Genomic DNA, 14,910 nt, shown 5'->3' on the forward strand with positions numbered 1-14,910 from the left:
GCGGGCCTTTCCTGGGAGCGAGCCTGCAAGGCACGCTGCATCGCCGTTCGCGAGCAAGCTCGCTCCTATATGAATGGTTTCAGAGCGAGAAGTCGCCCTCGGCCACGATTTCCGCCAGTGGGCGGCGGGCATTGGGCACTTCGCGAGCTTGCAGGCTCTCGGAGAGGGTCGACTTGTCGCCCAGCTTGCCGATGGCGATCACCGCATGGATCTCATGGTCCGCCGGGACCTTCAGCTCGCTGCGCGCCAGGTCGCGGTCGAAGCCGGCCATGCCGTGGGTGTGCCAACCGGCCAGGCTCGCCTGCAGCGCCAGGAAGCCCCAGGCCGAGCCGGTGTCGAAGCTGTGCCAGAGGGCGGGCTTCTCTTCGGCGGAGCCGGGCGGGGCGAAGGTGGTCTTGGACAGCACCACCACCAGCGCCGAGGCGTTCTGCGCCCAGCCACGGTTGAACTCGCCCAGCAGGTTCAGGTAGCGCTGCCAGTTCGGTGTGTCGCGGCGCGCGTAGAGGAAGCGCCAGGGCTGCGAGTTGAAGGAGGACGGCGCCCAGCGCGCGGCTTCGATGAAGCTCAGCAGGGTGGCTTCGGGGATGGCTTCGCCGCTGAAGGCGCGGGGCGACCAGCGATTGATGAACTGCGGATCGATCGGGTGCTCGGCAACGCGAGGATTGGCGCTCATGGTGGCTCCTGTGAGGGCTTGGGATGGGCCGATGGTGCCGTGGACGGCCGGGCATCGCGGATGGGGACGGGCGGCGCGGCTGCGGAGGCAGATGGCGGGTGCTGCGCCAGGTGTGACAGGCGCAACGGACCGGGCCCGTAGGGCGCCCAACCTAACCAGCGTGGCGCGCTCTGGCAAGCGTCTTGCGGTCAATGGTCGCCTGCGCTTGGCCTTCGCGCGCTGCGGGCTTAGACTTTGCGCCCCGTGAAACTGCTCCTGTACAAAACATGGCCGCCAAAGTCGAACCCTTCTGGAAACGCAAGACCCTCGACCAGCTCGATCAGGACGAGTGGGAGTCGCTGTGCGACGGTTGCGGCCTGTGCTGCCTGCAGAAGCTGGAGGACGAGGACGACGGTACCGTCTACTACACGCGCATCGCCTGCAAGCTGCTGGACCTGAAGACCTGCCGCTGCACCGACTACGCCAACCGCCGCGTGACGGTGCCGGACTGCATCCAGCTCACCCCGGCCCAGGCCGATGAGTTCCAGTGGCTGCCGCCGACCTGCGCCTATCGCCTGGTGGCCGAGCGCAAGGACCTGCCGCTGTGGCACCACCTGGTCTGCGGCGACCCCGATGCGGTGCACCACGAGCGCATCTCCCAGTCCGGCCGCATGCTCGCCGAGGGCTCGGTGCCCGAGGACGACTGGGAAGAGCACCTGATCTTCCGCGCCGGCTGATCCGCGCTCAGCGCGGCGCGCGCAGCCAGTAACAGGCTTCCTCGCCGGTCAGTGGAGTCTCGTTGTCCGGCAATTCCACGCGCTTTTCCCACAGCGGGAACCAACGCTCGTCCTTCTCGTCGTCGATGGTGGCCGGGCGTACCTGCGCGCGGAAGCGCCGTTCGCAGGCGCCCCATTGCACGAAGTTGACCTGCGCCTCGATCAGGCTCACGGCGTTGGCGCCGCCGCGTGCATCGGGGAAGCACAGTTGCAGATGGTCATCTTCCCAGTAGCAGATTTCACAAATCTCGTACGACCCCGGCGGGTCGCCGAAACTGAAATAGCCGCAGCAAGGGCAGGTGTAGAGCATCAGGCGTTGCCTTCGATGCCCAGCACCTTGAACAGGAAGGCATATTCCAGCGCCACGTCCTTCAGGCCCTGGTAACGGCCGCTCATGCCGCCGTGGCCGGCGCCCAGGTCGGTCTTGAGCAGCAGCAGGTTGTCGTCGGTCTTGCTCACCCGCAGCTTGGCCACCCACTTGGCGGCTTCCCAGTACTGCACGCGGCTGTCGTTGTAGCCGGCCACCGCCAGCAGCGCCGGATAGTTCTGGGCGCTGACGTTCTCGTAGGGTGCGTAGGCGCGGATGCGCGCGTAGACCTCCGGCTCCTCCGGGTTGCCCCATTCGTCGTACTCGGTGATGGTCAGCGGCAGGTCGGGGTTGAGCATGCTGTTGAGCACGTCGACGAAGGGCACCTCGGCGATGGCCGCGGCGAACAGCTGCGGGCGCTGGTTGAGCACCGCGCCGATCAGCAGGCCGCCGGCGCTGCCGCCGCTGATGGCCAGTTGCGCCGGGGTACTGTAGCCCTGGGCCAGCAGGTGTTCGGCGCAGGCGATGAAGTCGCCGAAGGTGTTCTGCTTGCGCGCGAGCTTGCCGGCGCGGTACCAGGCTTCGCCCAGCTCGCCGCCGCCGCGTACGTGGGCGATGGCGAAGACGAAGCCGCGCTCCAGCAGGCTCAGGCGGGCGTGGGAGAACCAGGGGTCGAGGCTCTCGCCGTAGGCGCCGTAGCCGTAGAGGTAGAGCGGCGCGGGCTTGCCTTGGGCGACGTCTTCCAGCACCTCGCGGCGGCCGACCAGGCTGATCGGCACCTGCACGCCGTCGGCAGCGTCGGCCCAGAGGCGGCGGCTTTCGTAGGCGTCGGCGTCGAACGGGCCTTCCACCGGGGTCTGCTTGAGGACTTTCTGTTCGCCGCTGGCGAGGTCCAGCTGGCGGATCTGCGCCGGGCGGTTGAGCGCCTCGTAGCGCAGGCGGATCACCGAACTGTCGAACTCCAGGCTGTCCTGCACATGGAGGTTGTAGGCGGCATCCGGCAACTGCACGCGGTGTGCCGGATGGCCTTGCGGCTGCACCTCGACGATCGGCAGGCCGCCTTCGCGCAGGCTCAGGGTCAGGGCGCCGGCGCTCAGGGTCAGGTCCTCGAGCATCACGTCGTCGCGGTGGGCGATCAGGGTTTGCCAGTGCGCGCGGGTCGGCTGCGCCTCGCTGGCGTGGTAGAGGGCGAAGTTGATGCCGGTCTGGTTGCTGCGGATCAGCCAGGCCCAGTCGCCGTTCAGGCGGCCGTGGTCGGGGTAGTACTCGTGGTCTTCCTCGCGCGGCGCGAGGCAGGCGAACTCGCCGTCGGGGGTGTCGGCGTCCAGTACCCAGGCTTCGCTGGTGGTCTTGCTGCCCAGCAGCAGGATCAGTTGGCGCTCGGAACTGGCACGGTAGCAGTGCAGGAAGAAGCGTCCGTCGCGCTCCTCGAACACCTGTTCGGCGCTGTTTTCGCCCAGGCGGTGGCGGTACAGCTTGTGCGGGCGGTGGGTGTCGTCCAGCTCGCCGAAGAACAGGGTGCGGTTGTCGTTGGCCCAGGTCAGGCTGCCGTCGCAGTTTTCGAAGGGCAGGGTGGTGACGCTGCCATCGGCCAGCTCCTTCACGTAGAGCGTGTAGATCTCGTCGCCGCTGGTATCCAGGCTGTAGGCCAGCTTCGAGTGGTCCGGGCTGATGCTGAAAGTGCCCACGGAGAGGAAGTCGCCGCCGGCCAGGGCGTTCGGGTCGAGCAGCAGTTGTTCGGCCTGCTCGTCGACGTCCAGCGAACCGTCGGCCGGGCGCGGGCAACGGTAGTGGCGCGGGTATTCGTCACCGGCGGTGGTGCGCTGGTAGTACAGCCAGGGGCCCCAGGGCGTGGGCAGGGACAGGTCGGTTTCGCGGATGCGCCCCTTGATCTCCTGGAACAGCCGTTCGCGCAATTTCGTCTGAGGAAGTAGCTGATCCTCGAGGTAGGCATTTTCCGCTTTCAGATAGTCGAGGACATCCTCCGCGTCGCGGTTTTCCAGCCAGGCGTAGGGATCGGCGGCGGGCTCGCGGCGGGCGATGGGGGGCTGGCGGTCGATCATGGCGGCTCCTGGGGCGGCGGCATGGATGACGCCCGGCTGCGCACCCATGAGTAAAAGCAGCTATCATACGCACCCCTCTGTCGACACCGCACGTACGCACGCGCATGAACGAACACGATTACACGCTCGCCTGGGGCGCCTATCTGGGCGCCGGCCTCGGCCTGACTCTGGTCTGGTTCCTGATGACCGGCTGGATGTGGCGTTGGCTGCGCGAACCGCTGCGGATCATCGTCGTCGTGCTGCTGTTCACCCCGACGCCGGTGGACCCGGCCAATAACCTCTACGCCCCGGCCATCGCCATCACCGCGCTGGACGTGGTGTTCAAGGTCGGCAACAACGCCTGGCGCGCAGTATCCGACCTGGCGCTGGTGCTGCTGGCGGCGTTCGGCGTGTACCTGTTGTTCGTGCTGATCCGCTGGTCCATCGAGCGGGCGCTGAAAAAGCGCCGCAAAGCGCCGGACCCGGAAGACGAGCCGACCCTGCGCCAATTGATGCAGCCGGAGCTGATGCCCGACGTGGACACCCGCACCGACGATCAGGGCGAACGCCGCATGCGTATCGAGCCGCGCCTCTGATTTCGCGCCTTGCGTCCTGACCGACACGCGTCCAGCATGAACTGAACGGCCTTTCGAGGAGTTCTCATGGACTGCGTGTTCTGTGCCATCGCGGCCGGTCGCGTGCCGGCCCGCACCCTCTACGAAGACGATCATTTCATCGTGCTGCTGGATATCTACCCGCTGCGGCCCGCGCATCTGCTGCTGGTGGCGCGGGAACACGCGACCTTCCTGCACCAGCTTTCGGAAAGTGCGCAGCAGGACCTGATCCCGCTGGCCGAACGCATGCAGCGTGTGCTGCGCCGGGCCGGTTATGGCCGGGTCGGCATCAATCTGCTGGTCAACGACGGCCCCGCGGCCAACCAGCACGTAGCGCATTTTCATCTGCACCTGATTCCGCGTGAGCTGAACGATCTGCCGGCCCTGCTGCTGCGCGTGCTCATACGGTTCCTGCCGCTGGGGCGGCGGAGGATGCAGCAACGCCTGGAACGCGAGCTGCACCGGCTGCGCGAGGCACTGTTGGAGGAGAACTGATTCATGTGCGAGTTGCTCGGCATGAGCGCCAACGTCCCGACGGACATCGTGTTCAGCTTCACCGGGCTGATGCAGCGTGGCGGCGGCACCGGTCCGCACCGCGACGGCTGGGGCATCGCTTTCTACGAAGGGCGTGGGGTGCGCCTGTTCCAGGACCCGTCGGCGAGCATCGACTCGGAAGTGGCGCGCCTGGTGCAGCGCTACCCGATCAAGAGCGAGACGGTGATCGGCCACATCCGCCAGGCCAACGTCGGCAAGGTCTGCCTGTCCAATACGCACCCCTTCGTGCGCGAGATGGGCGGGCGCTACTGGACCTTCGCCCACAACGGCCAGCTTGCCGACTTCCATCCCGAGCCGGGGCTGTACCGTCCGGTGGGCGATACCGACAGCGAGACGGCCTTCTGCGACCTGCTCAACCGGGTGCGCCGTGCCTTTCCCGAGCCGGTTCCGGTGGAAGTGCTGCTGCCCACGCTGGTCAGCGCCTGCGCCGCCTTCCGTGAGAAAGGCGTGTTCAACTGCCTGCTCAGCGATGGTGACTGGCTGTTCACGTTCTGCAGCAGCAAGCTGGCCTGGATCACCCGCCGCGCGCCGTTCGGCCCGGCGCGGTTGAAGGACGCCGACCTGACCGTGGACTTCCAGTCCGAGACCACACCCAACGACGTGGTCACGGTGATCGCCACCGAGCCGCTGACCGACAACGAGAACTGGACCCTGATGCAGGGCGGCGAATGGATGCTCTGGTGGCGCGGCGAGATCGTCGACCAGGGGCGGATCTGACCCGGCCCGCGCGCATCCGTGCGACGCAGGCCCGGACCTCGCGGGCGAATCCAATACGACAATAACGAGGGGGAGAAGATGCTGCGCAGCTACATTCGCATGGTGCTGTTCGCACTGGGTCTGATGGTGGCGGTACAGGTGCCGGGCTTCATCAAGGACTACACCCAGCGCATCGACGCCCATCGCATCGAGGCGGCCCAGGCGCTGCAAGGCTTCAAGGACACCTCCGGGCAGTTCTTCAGGGGCGATCTGAATGCCCTGGTGGCGCATTATCGCGGCAGCGCCGATCCGGTATTCCAGCGCGACGCGGACAACATCGAACGCCTGTTGCGCCGCGCCCAACTGTTCGAGAATGAATGGCGGGCCTTGCAGGGCAACTGGCTACAGCGTGCCTGGCACATGGCAACGGCACCGAACCCCGAGCTACTGCAGGAAACCTACGCGAACTACCGCTACCAGGTTGTGCTGGAGCCCGACGCCATCGGCTGGGGCCTGGCCGGCGGCCTGGTGCTGGCATGGATCGCCGAGGTGCTGATGGCCTCGCTGGCGGCGCTGGTCGGCCTGGGCGACAACCGCCGCGCCACGCGCCGGCACTGGAACTGAGGCCTGGCGGCTTTTCGTAGGAGCGGACAGCTCCAGGCTCGGATCAGCCCTCACCCTAACCCTCTCCCTGGGGGAGACGACTGCATGGATGCAGGAGGTAGCGCGACGCAGGATGCCAAAGCCGAGGCCTGGCGGCTCTTCGTAGGAGCGAGCTTGCTCGCGAACCTGCGTTCGCCGGATGAAGTGGTATCAGGCACAGCTCCGCTGTTCGCGAGCAGGCTCGCTCCTACAGGTCGTGCTCGACACGGGTCAACGCGCCAGCGCTGCTTCCGGCGATTCATGCCGGCGGTAGGGGAACACGTCGATCACCTTGCCGGCCAGGATCTGCTCCTGCAGGCCCTTCCAGTAATCCGCGTCGAACAGGTTGCCGTGCAGCCGGGCAAACAGCCGGCGCTGCTTCAGGTCGACGAACAGGAAGCGCGGGAACTCCTCCGGGAACACGTCCATCGGCCCCACCGAGTACCACGGTTCGGAGGACATCTCGTCCTCCTCGTAGCGCGCCGGCGGAATGTGGCGGAAGTTCACCTCGGTCAGGTAGCTGATCTCGTCGTAGTCGTAGAACACCACGCGGCCGTGGCGGGTGACGCCGAAGTTCTTCAGCAGCATGTCGCCGGGGAAGATGTTCGCCGCCGCCAGTTGCTTGATGGCCAGGCCATAGTCGTTCAGCGCTTCCTCCACCTGCGCCTGCGTGGCGTGCTCCAGGTAGATATTCAGCGGGGTCATGCGGCGCTCGGTCCAGCAGTGGCGGATCAGCACTACGTCGCCTTCCAGCTTCACGGTGGAGGGGGCTACCTCCAGCAGTTCGGCGAGGCAGTTCGGGTCGAACTTGCGCACCGGGAAGCGGAAGTCGGCGAACTGCTGGGTATCGGCCAGGCGGCCGACGCGGTCGTGGTTCTTCACCAGCTGGTACTTCTGGATCACCGTGGCGTGGTCCACGGTCTTGGCCGGGTTGAAGTTGTCCTTGATGATCTTGAACACGGTATTGAAGCCGGGCAGGGTGAACACGCTCATCACCATCCCGCGCACACCCGGCGCCATGATGAACAGGTCGTCGGTGGTCGCCAGGTGGTTGATCAGCGCGCGGTAGAACTCGCTCTTGCCCTGCTTGTAGAAGCCGATGGAGGTGTACAGCTCGGCGATGTGCTTGCCCGGCAGCAGGCGCTTGAGGAACGCCACCAGCTCCGCCGGCACCGGTGCGTCGACCATGAAGTAGGAGCGGGTGAAGGAGAAGATGATCGAGACTTCCGCCTCGTCGGTGATCACCGTGTCGAACTGGATGCCGCGCCCCTCGTGGTGCACCAGCGGAAATACCAGCGGCCACTGTTCGTCCGGGGTGAACAGGCGACCTACCAGGTAGGCGCCCTTGTTGCGGTAGAACACCGAGCCGATCAGTTCGAGGGTGAGCAACGGGTCCTTGCAGACCCAGTCCGGCAGGCTGGCGCGCAGCAGGTTGTCGATGCGTTCCAGGTCGCGCTCGCGGTCGTCGTAGTCCACGGCGAAACGGTAGTCGTTGAAGATCTGCTCCAGGCTGTGGCGCAGATGGCCTTCGGGACGGTACAGGCGGGTGTGCGGGTCGCGCGCATGGGCACGCAGGGACGGCCGGGTGGTGTGCACGAACATGGTGCCGTCGCTGATGTTGTCGTGGCTGAACAGGCCGCAGAAGATCGAGTTGAACCAGGTTTCCGCCAGTTCGTCGTCCAGGCGCGGATCGATCAGGCTGATGTAGGCGCTCTTGGCGATGGGCCAGCGCTCCACGTCCACCAGGTCGATATGGGGCATCGCGCGGGTCAGGCGTCCCACGGTTTCGGCGACCTTTTCCTCGTACAGGTTGATCCGCTCGGCGGAGGCCTGCTGTGCCTCCTGCCAGAGCGCCTGCTCGAAGCGTGCCGGCGCACCGTCGGTGATCTGGTGGAAGCGTGCGCGGTAGTCGTCGAAGCCTTCGAGGATCAGGGTCGCGATCTCGGTCGCCGGCCAGTGCTCGGTCATGGGAGCGCCTCTGCTGAGTTCTTGTGCAGCGAGCTTAGCCAGGGGGAAGGAGGAGGGAAAGGGAGATTTCCCACAGCCGGTGGTGCACGCAGTGCCGTATGCTGGACGGCCCATTTCCGTAGGCAAGGAGCCTTCAAGCGATGGACGACATCCGCATCGAGCTCTGCACGGAGCAGCATATCAACGGCCTTGCGGCTCTCTACAACGACCCGGCCGTGTGCCGACAAGTCCTGCAGATGCCGCATCAGGCGCCGGAGTTGTGGCGCAAGCGGCTGGTGCTCGATGACGAGCGCCGGGTGACATTGATGGCGATGCATCAGGACCAGGTGATCGGTAGCGCCAGCCTCGAACAATTCTCCCGAGTGCGCCGCAGCCATTGCGGCAGCATCGGCATGGGAGTCGCCGTGACCTGGCAAGGACGTGGCGTTGGCAGTCGGTTGATGGCCGAGTTGCTGGAGGTGGCCGACAACTGGATGAACCTGCGGCGGGTGGAGCTGACGGTCTACACCGACAACGCCCCGGCCATCGCGCTGTACCGCAAGTTTGGTTTCGAAGTGGAAGGCCAACTGCGTGAATACGCCATTCGCGACGGCGCCTACGTCGACGTACTGAGCATGGCGCGCTTTCGGAGAAGTTGACCGTGGATTTTGAAAGTCAGCTGTAGATGGATGTGGTTTTCCACCGGCGTAGTCTGGTGGCTTACCTGCCCTGGAGCTCTTCGCGATGAATCCCGCTGCTGTGCTGAATATGTTCGGGCTGGCCGCCATCTGGGGCGCCAGCTTCCTGTTCATGCGTCAACTGGTGCCGGCTATCGGCGTGATGCCAACGGCCTTCTTCCGCGTCGTGCTGTCGGCGCTGGGGTTGGTGGTGATCATGCTCGTACTGCGCACCCGCTGGGATTTTCGCGGCAAGCTCACGCGCATCCTGCTGATCGGCGTGATCGCTTCCGGCATTCCGGTGCTGATGTACAGCCTGGCGGCGCAGGCGCTGCCGGCGGGGTATTCGGCGATTTTCAACGCCACCACGCCGCTGATGGGCGTGTTGATCGGTTCGCTGTTCTTCGGTGAGGCGCTCACCGGTGGCAAGGCTCTCGGCGTGCTGCTGGGGTTGGCGGGCGTCGCAGTGCTGACCCGTGCCGGGCCCGTGCCTTTCGATGCCCAGGTGCTCTGGGGCGCCGCGGCCTGCCTGGTGGCGACCACCTGCTACGGCTTCGCCGGCTATTTCACCAAGCGCTGGATCAACGACCAGGGTGGGCTGGACTTCGCCGTCTCGGCGCTGGGCAGTCAGACCGGTGCGACCCTCTGCCTGCTGCCGTTCTTCGTAGGCACCAGCCTGGACATGCCGCTGGCACCGCTGGCCGAGCCGAAGATCCTGCTCGCGCTGGCCGGGCTGGGCTTCCTCTGTACGTCCTTCGCCTACGTCCTGTACTTCCGCCTGCTGGCCAGCATCGGTCCGCTGAAGACCATGACGGTGACCTTCCTGATTCCGCCGTTCGGTGTGTTCTGGGGCGTGCTGCTGCTGGATGAGTCGCTTTCCTGGGCGCACTTGCAGGGTGGCGTACTGATCGCTCTGGCGCTGTGGCTGGTACTGCGCCCGGCGCCGCAGCCGAAGGCAGAGGCAGCCAACTGAGCGAAGCGCAGGCGAGGAGCGATCCTCACCTGCGTCTTTCGGGGCTGGCTAGCGGTTATCCATAGCCTGTGTCGACTTGGATTCACTGGCCGGGACTGCCGGGCGGAAGACCAGCATCAAGCCCAGCACGATCAGCCCCATGCCCAGCAGGCCGAGGGCGGACAGGCGATTGCCGAACACCGCGTAATCCATCAGCGCCGTGACCGCCGGGACCAGGTAGAACAGGCTGGTGACGTTGACCAGGTTGCCCGCCGCGATCATCCGGTAGAGCAGCACGGTGGCCAGCACCGAGACCATCAGGCCCATCCACAGCGCGCTGAGGATGAACGCGGCATTCCATTCCACGTGCAGCGGCTGGAAGGGCGCGACGGCGATGCACAGCGCCAGTCCGGCCATGTATTGCAGGGGCAGGGTGCCCAGCGGGTTCTCGCGGATGTTCTTCTGCAGGATCGAACCGCCGGTGATCGACAGCAGCGCCAGCAGGCAGCAGGCCAGGCCGGCGAAGGTCAGGCCTGACAGTCCGATGCTCTGGTAGACCACCATCACCAGCCCGATCAGCCCCAGCGCAAGGCCGCCCAGGCGCGGCGCCGAATGCCGGCGCTCGAGCAGGAAGCTGGTCAGCATCGGCTGTACGCCCAGCACCGTGGCGATCACGCCGGGGGTGACGTGCAGGTCCAGCGCCATCAGGTAGAAGATCGGGTAGATGCCCAGCATCACCAGGCCGGTGAGCACGGCGTGGCGCACCTGCTTGCGCTCGCGCGGCCAGCGCAGGCCGATCAGCGGGGAGAGGGTCAGCAGCGCCACCAGCGCGGTACCGAAGCGGGCGATGAGGAAGACCATCGGCGAAGCATGGGCCAGGCCCCACTTGCTGATGATGGCGGCACTGCTCCACAGCAGCACGAACAGGGAGGTGCTGGCCAGGGCGGCCAGGGAGGAACGGTTGAGCGAAATCATGCAATGCACCTGTCGTCAGGCAGATCACGACCGGCCATCAATGGGCCGGATACATACCGGGAGCCGCGTCAGTCGGGCGCGGAAAACCAGGCGATGGAAAACGCGTGTGGCGTCAGAAGCTCACGCCGGGTGGCGGGTAGGCCGCACCGGGAGGCGGAGGCGACGCGACAGCGACGACAGGGGGCGGAGGAGGGCAGGCCGCGCCCGCACCCGCGCCGCAGGCCGGAGAGGCTGCAACGGTGATTGCCGGATCGGGCAATGGGTATCGGGACATGGAAGACGAACCTTGTTGAGTGGGGCAGCATTGGCGCTGCGTGGACTGACTATAGCGGCCTTCGCGCGAGGGGGCGAGCCCTGTGCGAGTCGCGCGGCAATGCGCGATTCCTGCGACAGAAACGACTGCGCGGGCAGGATGCTGGTGCTCTTCGTAGGAGCGAGCTTGCTCGCGAACCGATTTTGCCGCGGAGCCCGTTCGCGAGCAAGCTCGCTCCTACAGGAAGCCCTCATGCGAGCAGGCGTTGTCTGCGAAATCCGGCCCGGTGCAAGCGACAGAAACGACAACGCGCGGCCGGGCCGCGCGCTGTCAGGCAAGGGTGACGCTTACTTGCCGGTCTTGATGGTGTTCCAGGTGCGGGTACGCACGCGGTCGATCTTCATCGGCATGGATTCGAGGGCGAACAGCTTGGCCATCTTGTCCTGCGGCGGGTAGATCGCAGGGTCCGCCTTGATCGCCTTGTCCACCAGCGGGTCGGCAGCCAGGTTGCCATTGGCGTAGTGCACGTAGTTGCTGACACCGGCCATCACGTCGGGGCGCAGCAGGTAGTTCATGAAGGCGTAGGCAGCCTTCTCATCCGGCGCGTCGTTGGGCATGGCGACCATGTCGAACCACAGCGGCGAGCCTTCCTTCGGGGTGGAGTACTGGATTTCCACGCCGTTCTTGGCTTCCTTGGCGCGGGTGGCGGCCTGCAGGATGTCGCCGGAGAAGCCGACGGCTACGCAGATCTCGCCGTTGGCGAGGTCGCTGACGTACTTGGAGGAGTGGAAGTAGCGGATGTACGGACGCACCTTGAGCAGCGCTTCCTCGGCCTTCTTGTAGTCATCCAGCTTCTGGCTGTGATGCGGCAGGCCCAGGTAGTTCAGGGTGATCGGCAGCAGTTCCGGGCCGTTGTCCAGCACCGCGACGCCACACTTGGCCAGCTTCTCCATGTACTCGGGCTTGAAGAAGATGTCCCAGGAGTCGATCGGCGCGTTGTCGCCCAGCACTTCCTTGATCTTCGCCGGGTTGTAGCCGATGCCGGTGGTGCCCCACAGGTAGGGGAAGCCGTGCTCGTTGCCCGGATCGTTCACTTCCAGCGCCTTCATCAGCACCGGGTTGAGGTTCTTCCAGTTCGGCAGTTGGCTCTTGTCCAGCTTCTTCAGCGCGCCGGCCTGGATCTGCTTGGCCATGAAGTGGTTCGACGGCACCACGATGTCGTAACCGGATTTGCCGGTCATCAGCTTGCCGTCGAGGGTCTCGTTGCTGTCGTAGACGTCGTAGGTCGCCTGGATGCCGGTTTCCTTGGTGAAGGTCGGCACGGTGTCCGGGGCGATGTAGTCGGACCAGTTGTAGATCTTCACGGAGTCAGCCTGGGCGGCGCCTGCGAACATCGTGATGGACAGTGCGAGGGTGGTGAGCAACGGGGAGGACGTTTTCATTCTTATGTTCCTGACGGCGGTGCGGGAGGCCCGGCGCCGTCCGCCCAGGGCGGTCGGCGCGGTAGTACGGGCTGAGCAAGAATTAACCGTTTTGCCGGAACATGGCGAGGGGCGGTGGCTGCTTGCGGGTCCGCAGACAGCCACGCGTGACCCGGGTCGCCCGCTGTCGGAACGCCCGCCAGGGAGCCGCCCCGGAACGGGGCGGAGGCGGTTTACTGAACCAGGTCCTGTTCGTCGAACAGTCCGTCGAAGAGCATGGTCGACAGGTAGCGCTCTCCCGAGTCGGGGAGGATGACCACGAGGGTCTTGCCCTGCATGTTCGGCTCCTCCGCCAGCTTCACCGCGGCGGCCATCGCGGCGCCGCTGGAAATGCCGCAGAGGATGCCTTCTTCCTGCATCAGGCGCAGGGCCATGCTCTTGGCGTCGTCGTCGGTGATGGTGGCGACGCGGTCCACCAGCGACAGGTCGAGGTTCTTCGGCACGAAGCCGGCGCCGATGCCCTGGATCTTGTGCGGACTGGGTTTGACTTCCTCGCCGGCGAGGGTCTGGCTGATCACCGGCGAGCTGACCGGCTCCACCGCCACCGCGAGGATCGGCTTGCCCTTGGTGTTCTTGATGTAGCGCGCCACGCCGGTAAGGGTGCCGCCGGTGCCGACGCCGGCCACCAGAACGTCCACCGCGCCATCGGTGTCGTTCCAGATTTCCGGGCCGGTGGTCTTCTCGTGGATCGCCGGGTTGGCCGGGTTGTCGAACTGCGCCGGCATGAAGTACCTGGACGGGTCGCTGGCGACGATTTCCTCGGCCTTGGCGATCGAGCCTTTCATGCCCTTGGCCGGCTCGGTGAGGACGATCTCTGCGCCCAGGGCCTTGAGCACCTTGCGGCGCTCCAGACTCATGGAGGAGGGCATGGTGAGGGTCAGCTTGTAGCCACGGGCGGCGGCGACGAAGGCCAGGCCGATGCCGGTGTTGCCGGAGGTCGGCTCGACGATGGTCATGCCGGACTTGAGGCGGCCGCTCGACTCGGCATCCCAGATCATGTTGGCGCCGATCCGGCATTTCACCGAGTAGCCGGGGTTGCGTCCTTCGATCTTGGCCAGGATGGTGACGCCGCGCGGGGCGATGCGATTGATCTGGACCAGCGGCGTGTTGCCGATGGACTGCGCGTTGTCTGCGTAAATGCGGCTCATGGTGAGAGAGTCCTTGTCGCTCTTGAGTAGACCCGAAAGCCTATTCCCAGCCCGCCTCTGCGTCCAGACGCAGAACCGGCGGAAAGATCGGTCGCAGTGGCGCCTGGAGCGGGTCTCAATGACCGTACGGGCGATGGGGCGTCACAAGTGGTGGCTGAACGAGGGGGAAGCGGGCATTCAGTGACTGAATGCTCGACCTGCGTTCACAGTCGAGCGCCATGCGCGTTATAGTCGCAGTCTCCCAAACGCATCTCTCCGCCCGGGTCCGGCCCGGCCGCTACCGTTCGAGGATTTCCCGATGAAGTTCGAAGGCACTCAGTCCTACGTCGCCACCGACGACCTCAAGCTGGCGGTCAACGCCGCCATCACCCTGCAGCGCCCGCTGCTGGTGAAGGGCGAGCCGGGCACCGGCAAGACCATGCTGGCCGAGCAGTTGGCGGAGTCCTTCGGCGCCAAGCTGATCACCTGGCACATCAAGTCCACCACCAAGGCCCACCAGGGGCTCTACGAGTACGACGCGGTGAGCCGCCTGCGCGACTCGCAACTGGGCGTGGACAAGGTCCACGACGTGCGCAACTACATCAAGAAGGGCAAGCTCTGGGAGGCCTTCGAGGCCGAAGAGCGCGTGATCCTGCTGATCGACGAGATCGACAAGGCCGACATCGAGTTCCCCAACGACCTGTTGCAGGAACTCGACAAGATGGAGTTCTTCGTTTACGAGACCAACGAGACCATCAAGGCCAAGCAGCGCCCGATCATCATCATCACCTCGAACAACGAGAAGGAACTGCCGGACGCCTTCCTGCGCCGCTGCTTCTTCCACTACATCGCCTTCCCCGACCGCGAGACCCTGCAGAAGATCGTCGACGTGCACTACCCGAAGATCAGCGGCACGCTGGTCAGCGAGGCGCTGGACATCTTCTTCGACGTGCGCAAGGTACCGGGTCTGAAGAAGAAGCCCTCCACCTCCGAGCTGGTGGACTGGCTGAAGCTCTTGATGGCCGACAACATCGGCGAAGCCGTGCTGCGCGAGCGCGATCCCACCAAGGCCATTCCGCCGCTGGCCGGGGCGCTGGTGAAGAACGAGCAGGACGTGCAACTGCTGGAACGCTTGGCGTTCATGAGTCGCCGCGCCAGTCGCTGATTCTTTCGTATCTCCCTGTAGGAGCGAGCTTGCTCGCGAAGCTCTTTGC

Annotated in this window: 15 protein-coding genes; 8 read left to right on the forward strand and 7 right to left on the reverse strand. The window is 65.6% G+C overall.

Translation table 11 applies throughout. From position 1 onward, the window contains the following. Positions 1 to 79 precede the first annotated feature (79 nt). A complete protein-coding gene (locus H681_RS08005; RefSeq protein ID WP_015476345.1) occupies positions 80 to 673 on the reverse strand; it encodes a nitroreductase family protein in 594 nt (197 codons plus the stop codon). 266 nt (positions 674 to 939) lie between these two features. On the opposite strand from H681_RS08005, the gene H681_RS08010 reads away from it, so the two are divergent. Continuing rightward, positions 940 to 1,389: a YcgN family cysteine cluster protein gene (locus tag H681_RS08010; RefSeq protein ID WP_015476346.1), complete on the forward strand. Its 450-nt coding sequence runs from the start codon at positions 940 to 942 to the stop codon at positions 1,387 to 1,389. 7 nt (positions 1,390 to 1,396) lie between these two features. Here the strand turns inward: H681_RS08010 and H681_RS08015 are convergent, their stop codons facing one another. Together H681_RS08015 and H681_RS08020 are read right to left on the reverse strand one after the other, a co-directional pair. Further along, positions 1,397 to 1,738, reverse strand: coding sequence for a CPCC family cysteine-rich protein (locus H681_RS08015; RefSeq protein ID WP_015476347.1), 342 nt, complete (start codon positions 1,736 to 1,738; stop codon positions 1,397 to 1,399). Further along, the gene (locus tag H681_RS08020) at positions 1,738 to 3,798 is read right to left on the reverse strand and encodes a S9 family peptidase (RefSeq protein WP_015476348.1); all 2,061 of its coding nucleotides are present in this window, start codon (positions 3,796 to 3,798) and stop codon (positions 1,738 to 1,740) included. The genes H681_RS08015 and H681_RS08020 overlap by 1 nt, the downstream gene beginning before the upstream one ends. 104 nt (positions 3,799 to 3,902) lie before the next feature. On the opposite strand from H681_RS08020, the gene H681_RS08025 reads away from it, so the two are divergent. The 4 genes from H681_RS08025 (at position 3,903) to H681_RS08040 (ending at position 6,266) form a co-directional block, all read left to right on the forward strand. Further along, positions 3,903 to 4,373 (forward strand): hypothetical protein, encoded by a 471-nt coding sequence (locus H681_RS08025; protein ID WP_015476349.1) that lies wholly within the window; start codon positions 3,903 to 3,905, stop codon positions 4,371 to 4,373. A gap of 66 nt (positions 4,374 to 4,439) precedes the next feature. Then, positions 4,440 to 4,886, forward strand: coding sequence for an HIT family protein (locus H681_RS08030; protein ID WP_015476350.1), 447 nt, complete (start codon positions 4,440 to 4,442; stop codon positions 4,884 to 4,886). Positions 4,887 to 4,889: 3 nt separating this feature from the next. After that, complete coding sequence (locus H681_RS08035) at positions 4,890 to 5,663, forward strand: class II glutamine amidotransferase (protein ID WP_015476351.1); 774 nt, start codon at positions 4,890 to 4,892, stop codon at positions 5,661 to 5,663. Between the two features lie 78 nt (positions 5,664 to 5,741). Continuing rightward, positions 5,742 to 6,266 carry a DUF2937 family protein gene (locus tag H681_RS08040; RefSeq protein ID WP_015476352.1) on the forward strand — a complete coding sequence of 175 codons (525 nt, stop codon included), beginning with the start codon at positions 5,742 to 5,744 and terminating at the stop codon, positions 6,264 to 6,266. A 249-nt stretch (positions 6,267 to 6,515) separates the two neighbouring features. On the opposite strand, the gene aceK is transcribed toward H681_RS08040, so the two are convergent. Further along, positions 6,516 to 8,252, reverse strand: coding sequence for a bifunctional isocitrate dehydrogenase kinase/phosphatase (gene aceK / locus H681_RS08045; RefSeq protein ID WP_015476353.1), 1,737 nt, complete (start codon positions 8,250 to 8,252; stop codon positions 6,516 to 6,518). 140 nt (positions 8,253 to 8,392) lie between these two features. Between aceK and H681_RS08050 the strand changes: the two genes are divergently transcribed. Both H681_RS08050 and H681_RS08055 read left to right on the forward strand, forming a co-directional pair. Continuing rightward, positions 8,393 to 8,890 carry a GNAT family N-acetyltransferase gene (locus H681_RS08050; RefSeq protein ID WP_015476354.1) on the forward strand — a complete coding sequence of 166 codons (498 nt, stop codon included), beginning with the start codon at positions 8,393 to 8,395 and terminating at the stop codon, positions 8,888 to 8,890. 85 nt (positions 8,891 to 8,975) lie between these two features. Next, positions 8,976 to 9,881, forward strand: a complete 906-nt coding sequence (locus tag H681_RS08055; RefSeq protein WP_015476355.1) for a DMT family transporter — start codon at positions 8,976 to 8,978, stop codon at positions 9,879 to 9,881. Between the two features lie 48 nt (positions 9,882 to 9,929). Here H681_RS08055 and H681_RS08060 read toward each other — a convergent pair whose 3' ends face one another. From H681_RS08060 to cysK, 3 genes are all read right to left on the reverse strand, one after another. Further along, positions 9,930 to 10,835 (reverse strand): DMT family transporter, encoded by a 906-nt coding sequence (locus H681_RS08060; RefSeq protein ID WP_015476356.1) that lies wholly within the window; start codon positions 10,833 to 10,835, stop codon positions 9,930 to 9,932. Positions 10,836 to 11,435: 600 nt separating this feature from the next. Continuing rightward, complete coding sequence (locus H681_RS08065; RefSeq protein ID WP_015476357.1) at positions 11,436 to 12,530, reverse strand: polyamine ABC transporter substrate-binding protein; 1,095 nt, start codon at positions 12,528 to 12,530, stop codon at positions 11,436 to 11,438. A 212-nt stretch (positions 12,531 to 12,742) separates the two neighbouring features. Then, the gene (gene cysK / locus H681_RS08070) at positions 12,743 to 13,717 is read right to left on the reverse strand and encodes a cysteine synthase A (RefSeq protein ID WP_015476358.1); all 975 of its coding nucleotides are present in this window, start codon (positions 13,715 to 13,717) and stop codon (positions 12,743 to 12,745) included. A gap of 298 nt (positions 13,718 to 14,015) precedes the next feature. Between cysK and H681_RS08075 the strand changes: the two genes are divergently transcribed. Then, positions 14,016 to 14,861, forward strand: coding sequence for an AAA family ATPase (locus tag H681_RS08075; RefSeq protein WP_015476360.1), 846 nt, complete (start codon positions 14,016 to 14,018; stop codon positions 14,859 to 14,861). The last annotated feature ends 49 nt before the right edge of the window (positions 14,862 to 14,910 follow it).

It is taken from the genome of Pseudomonas sp. ATCC 13867 (assembly GCF_000349845.1).
Taxonomy (GTDB): Bacteria; Pseudomonadota; Gammaproteobacteria; order Pseudomonadales; family Pseudomonadaceae; genus Pseudomonas.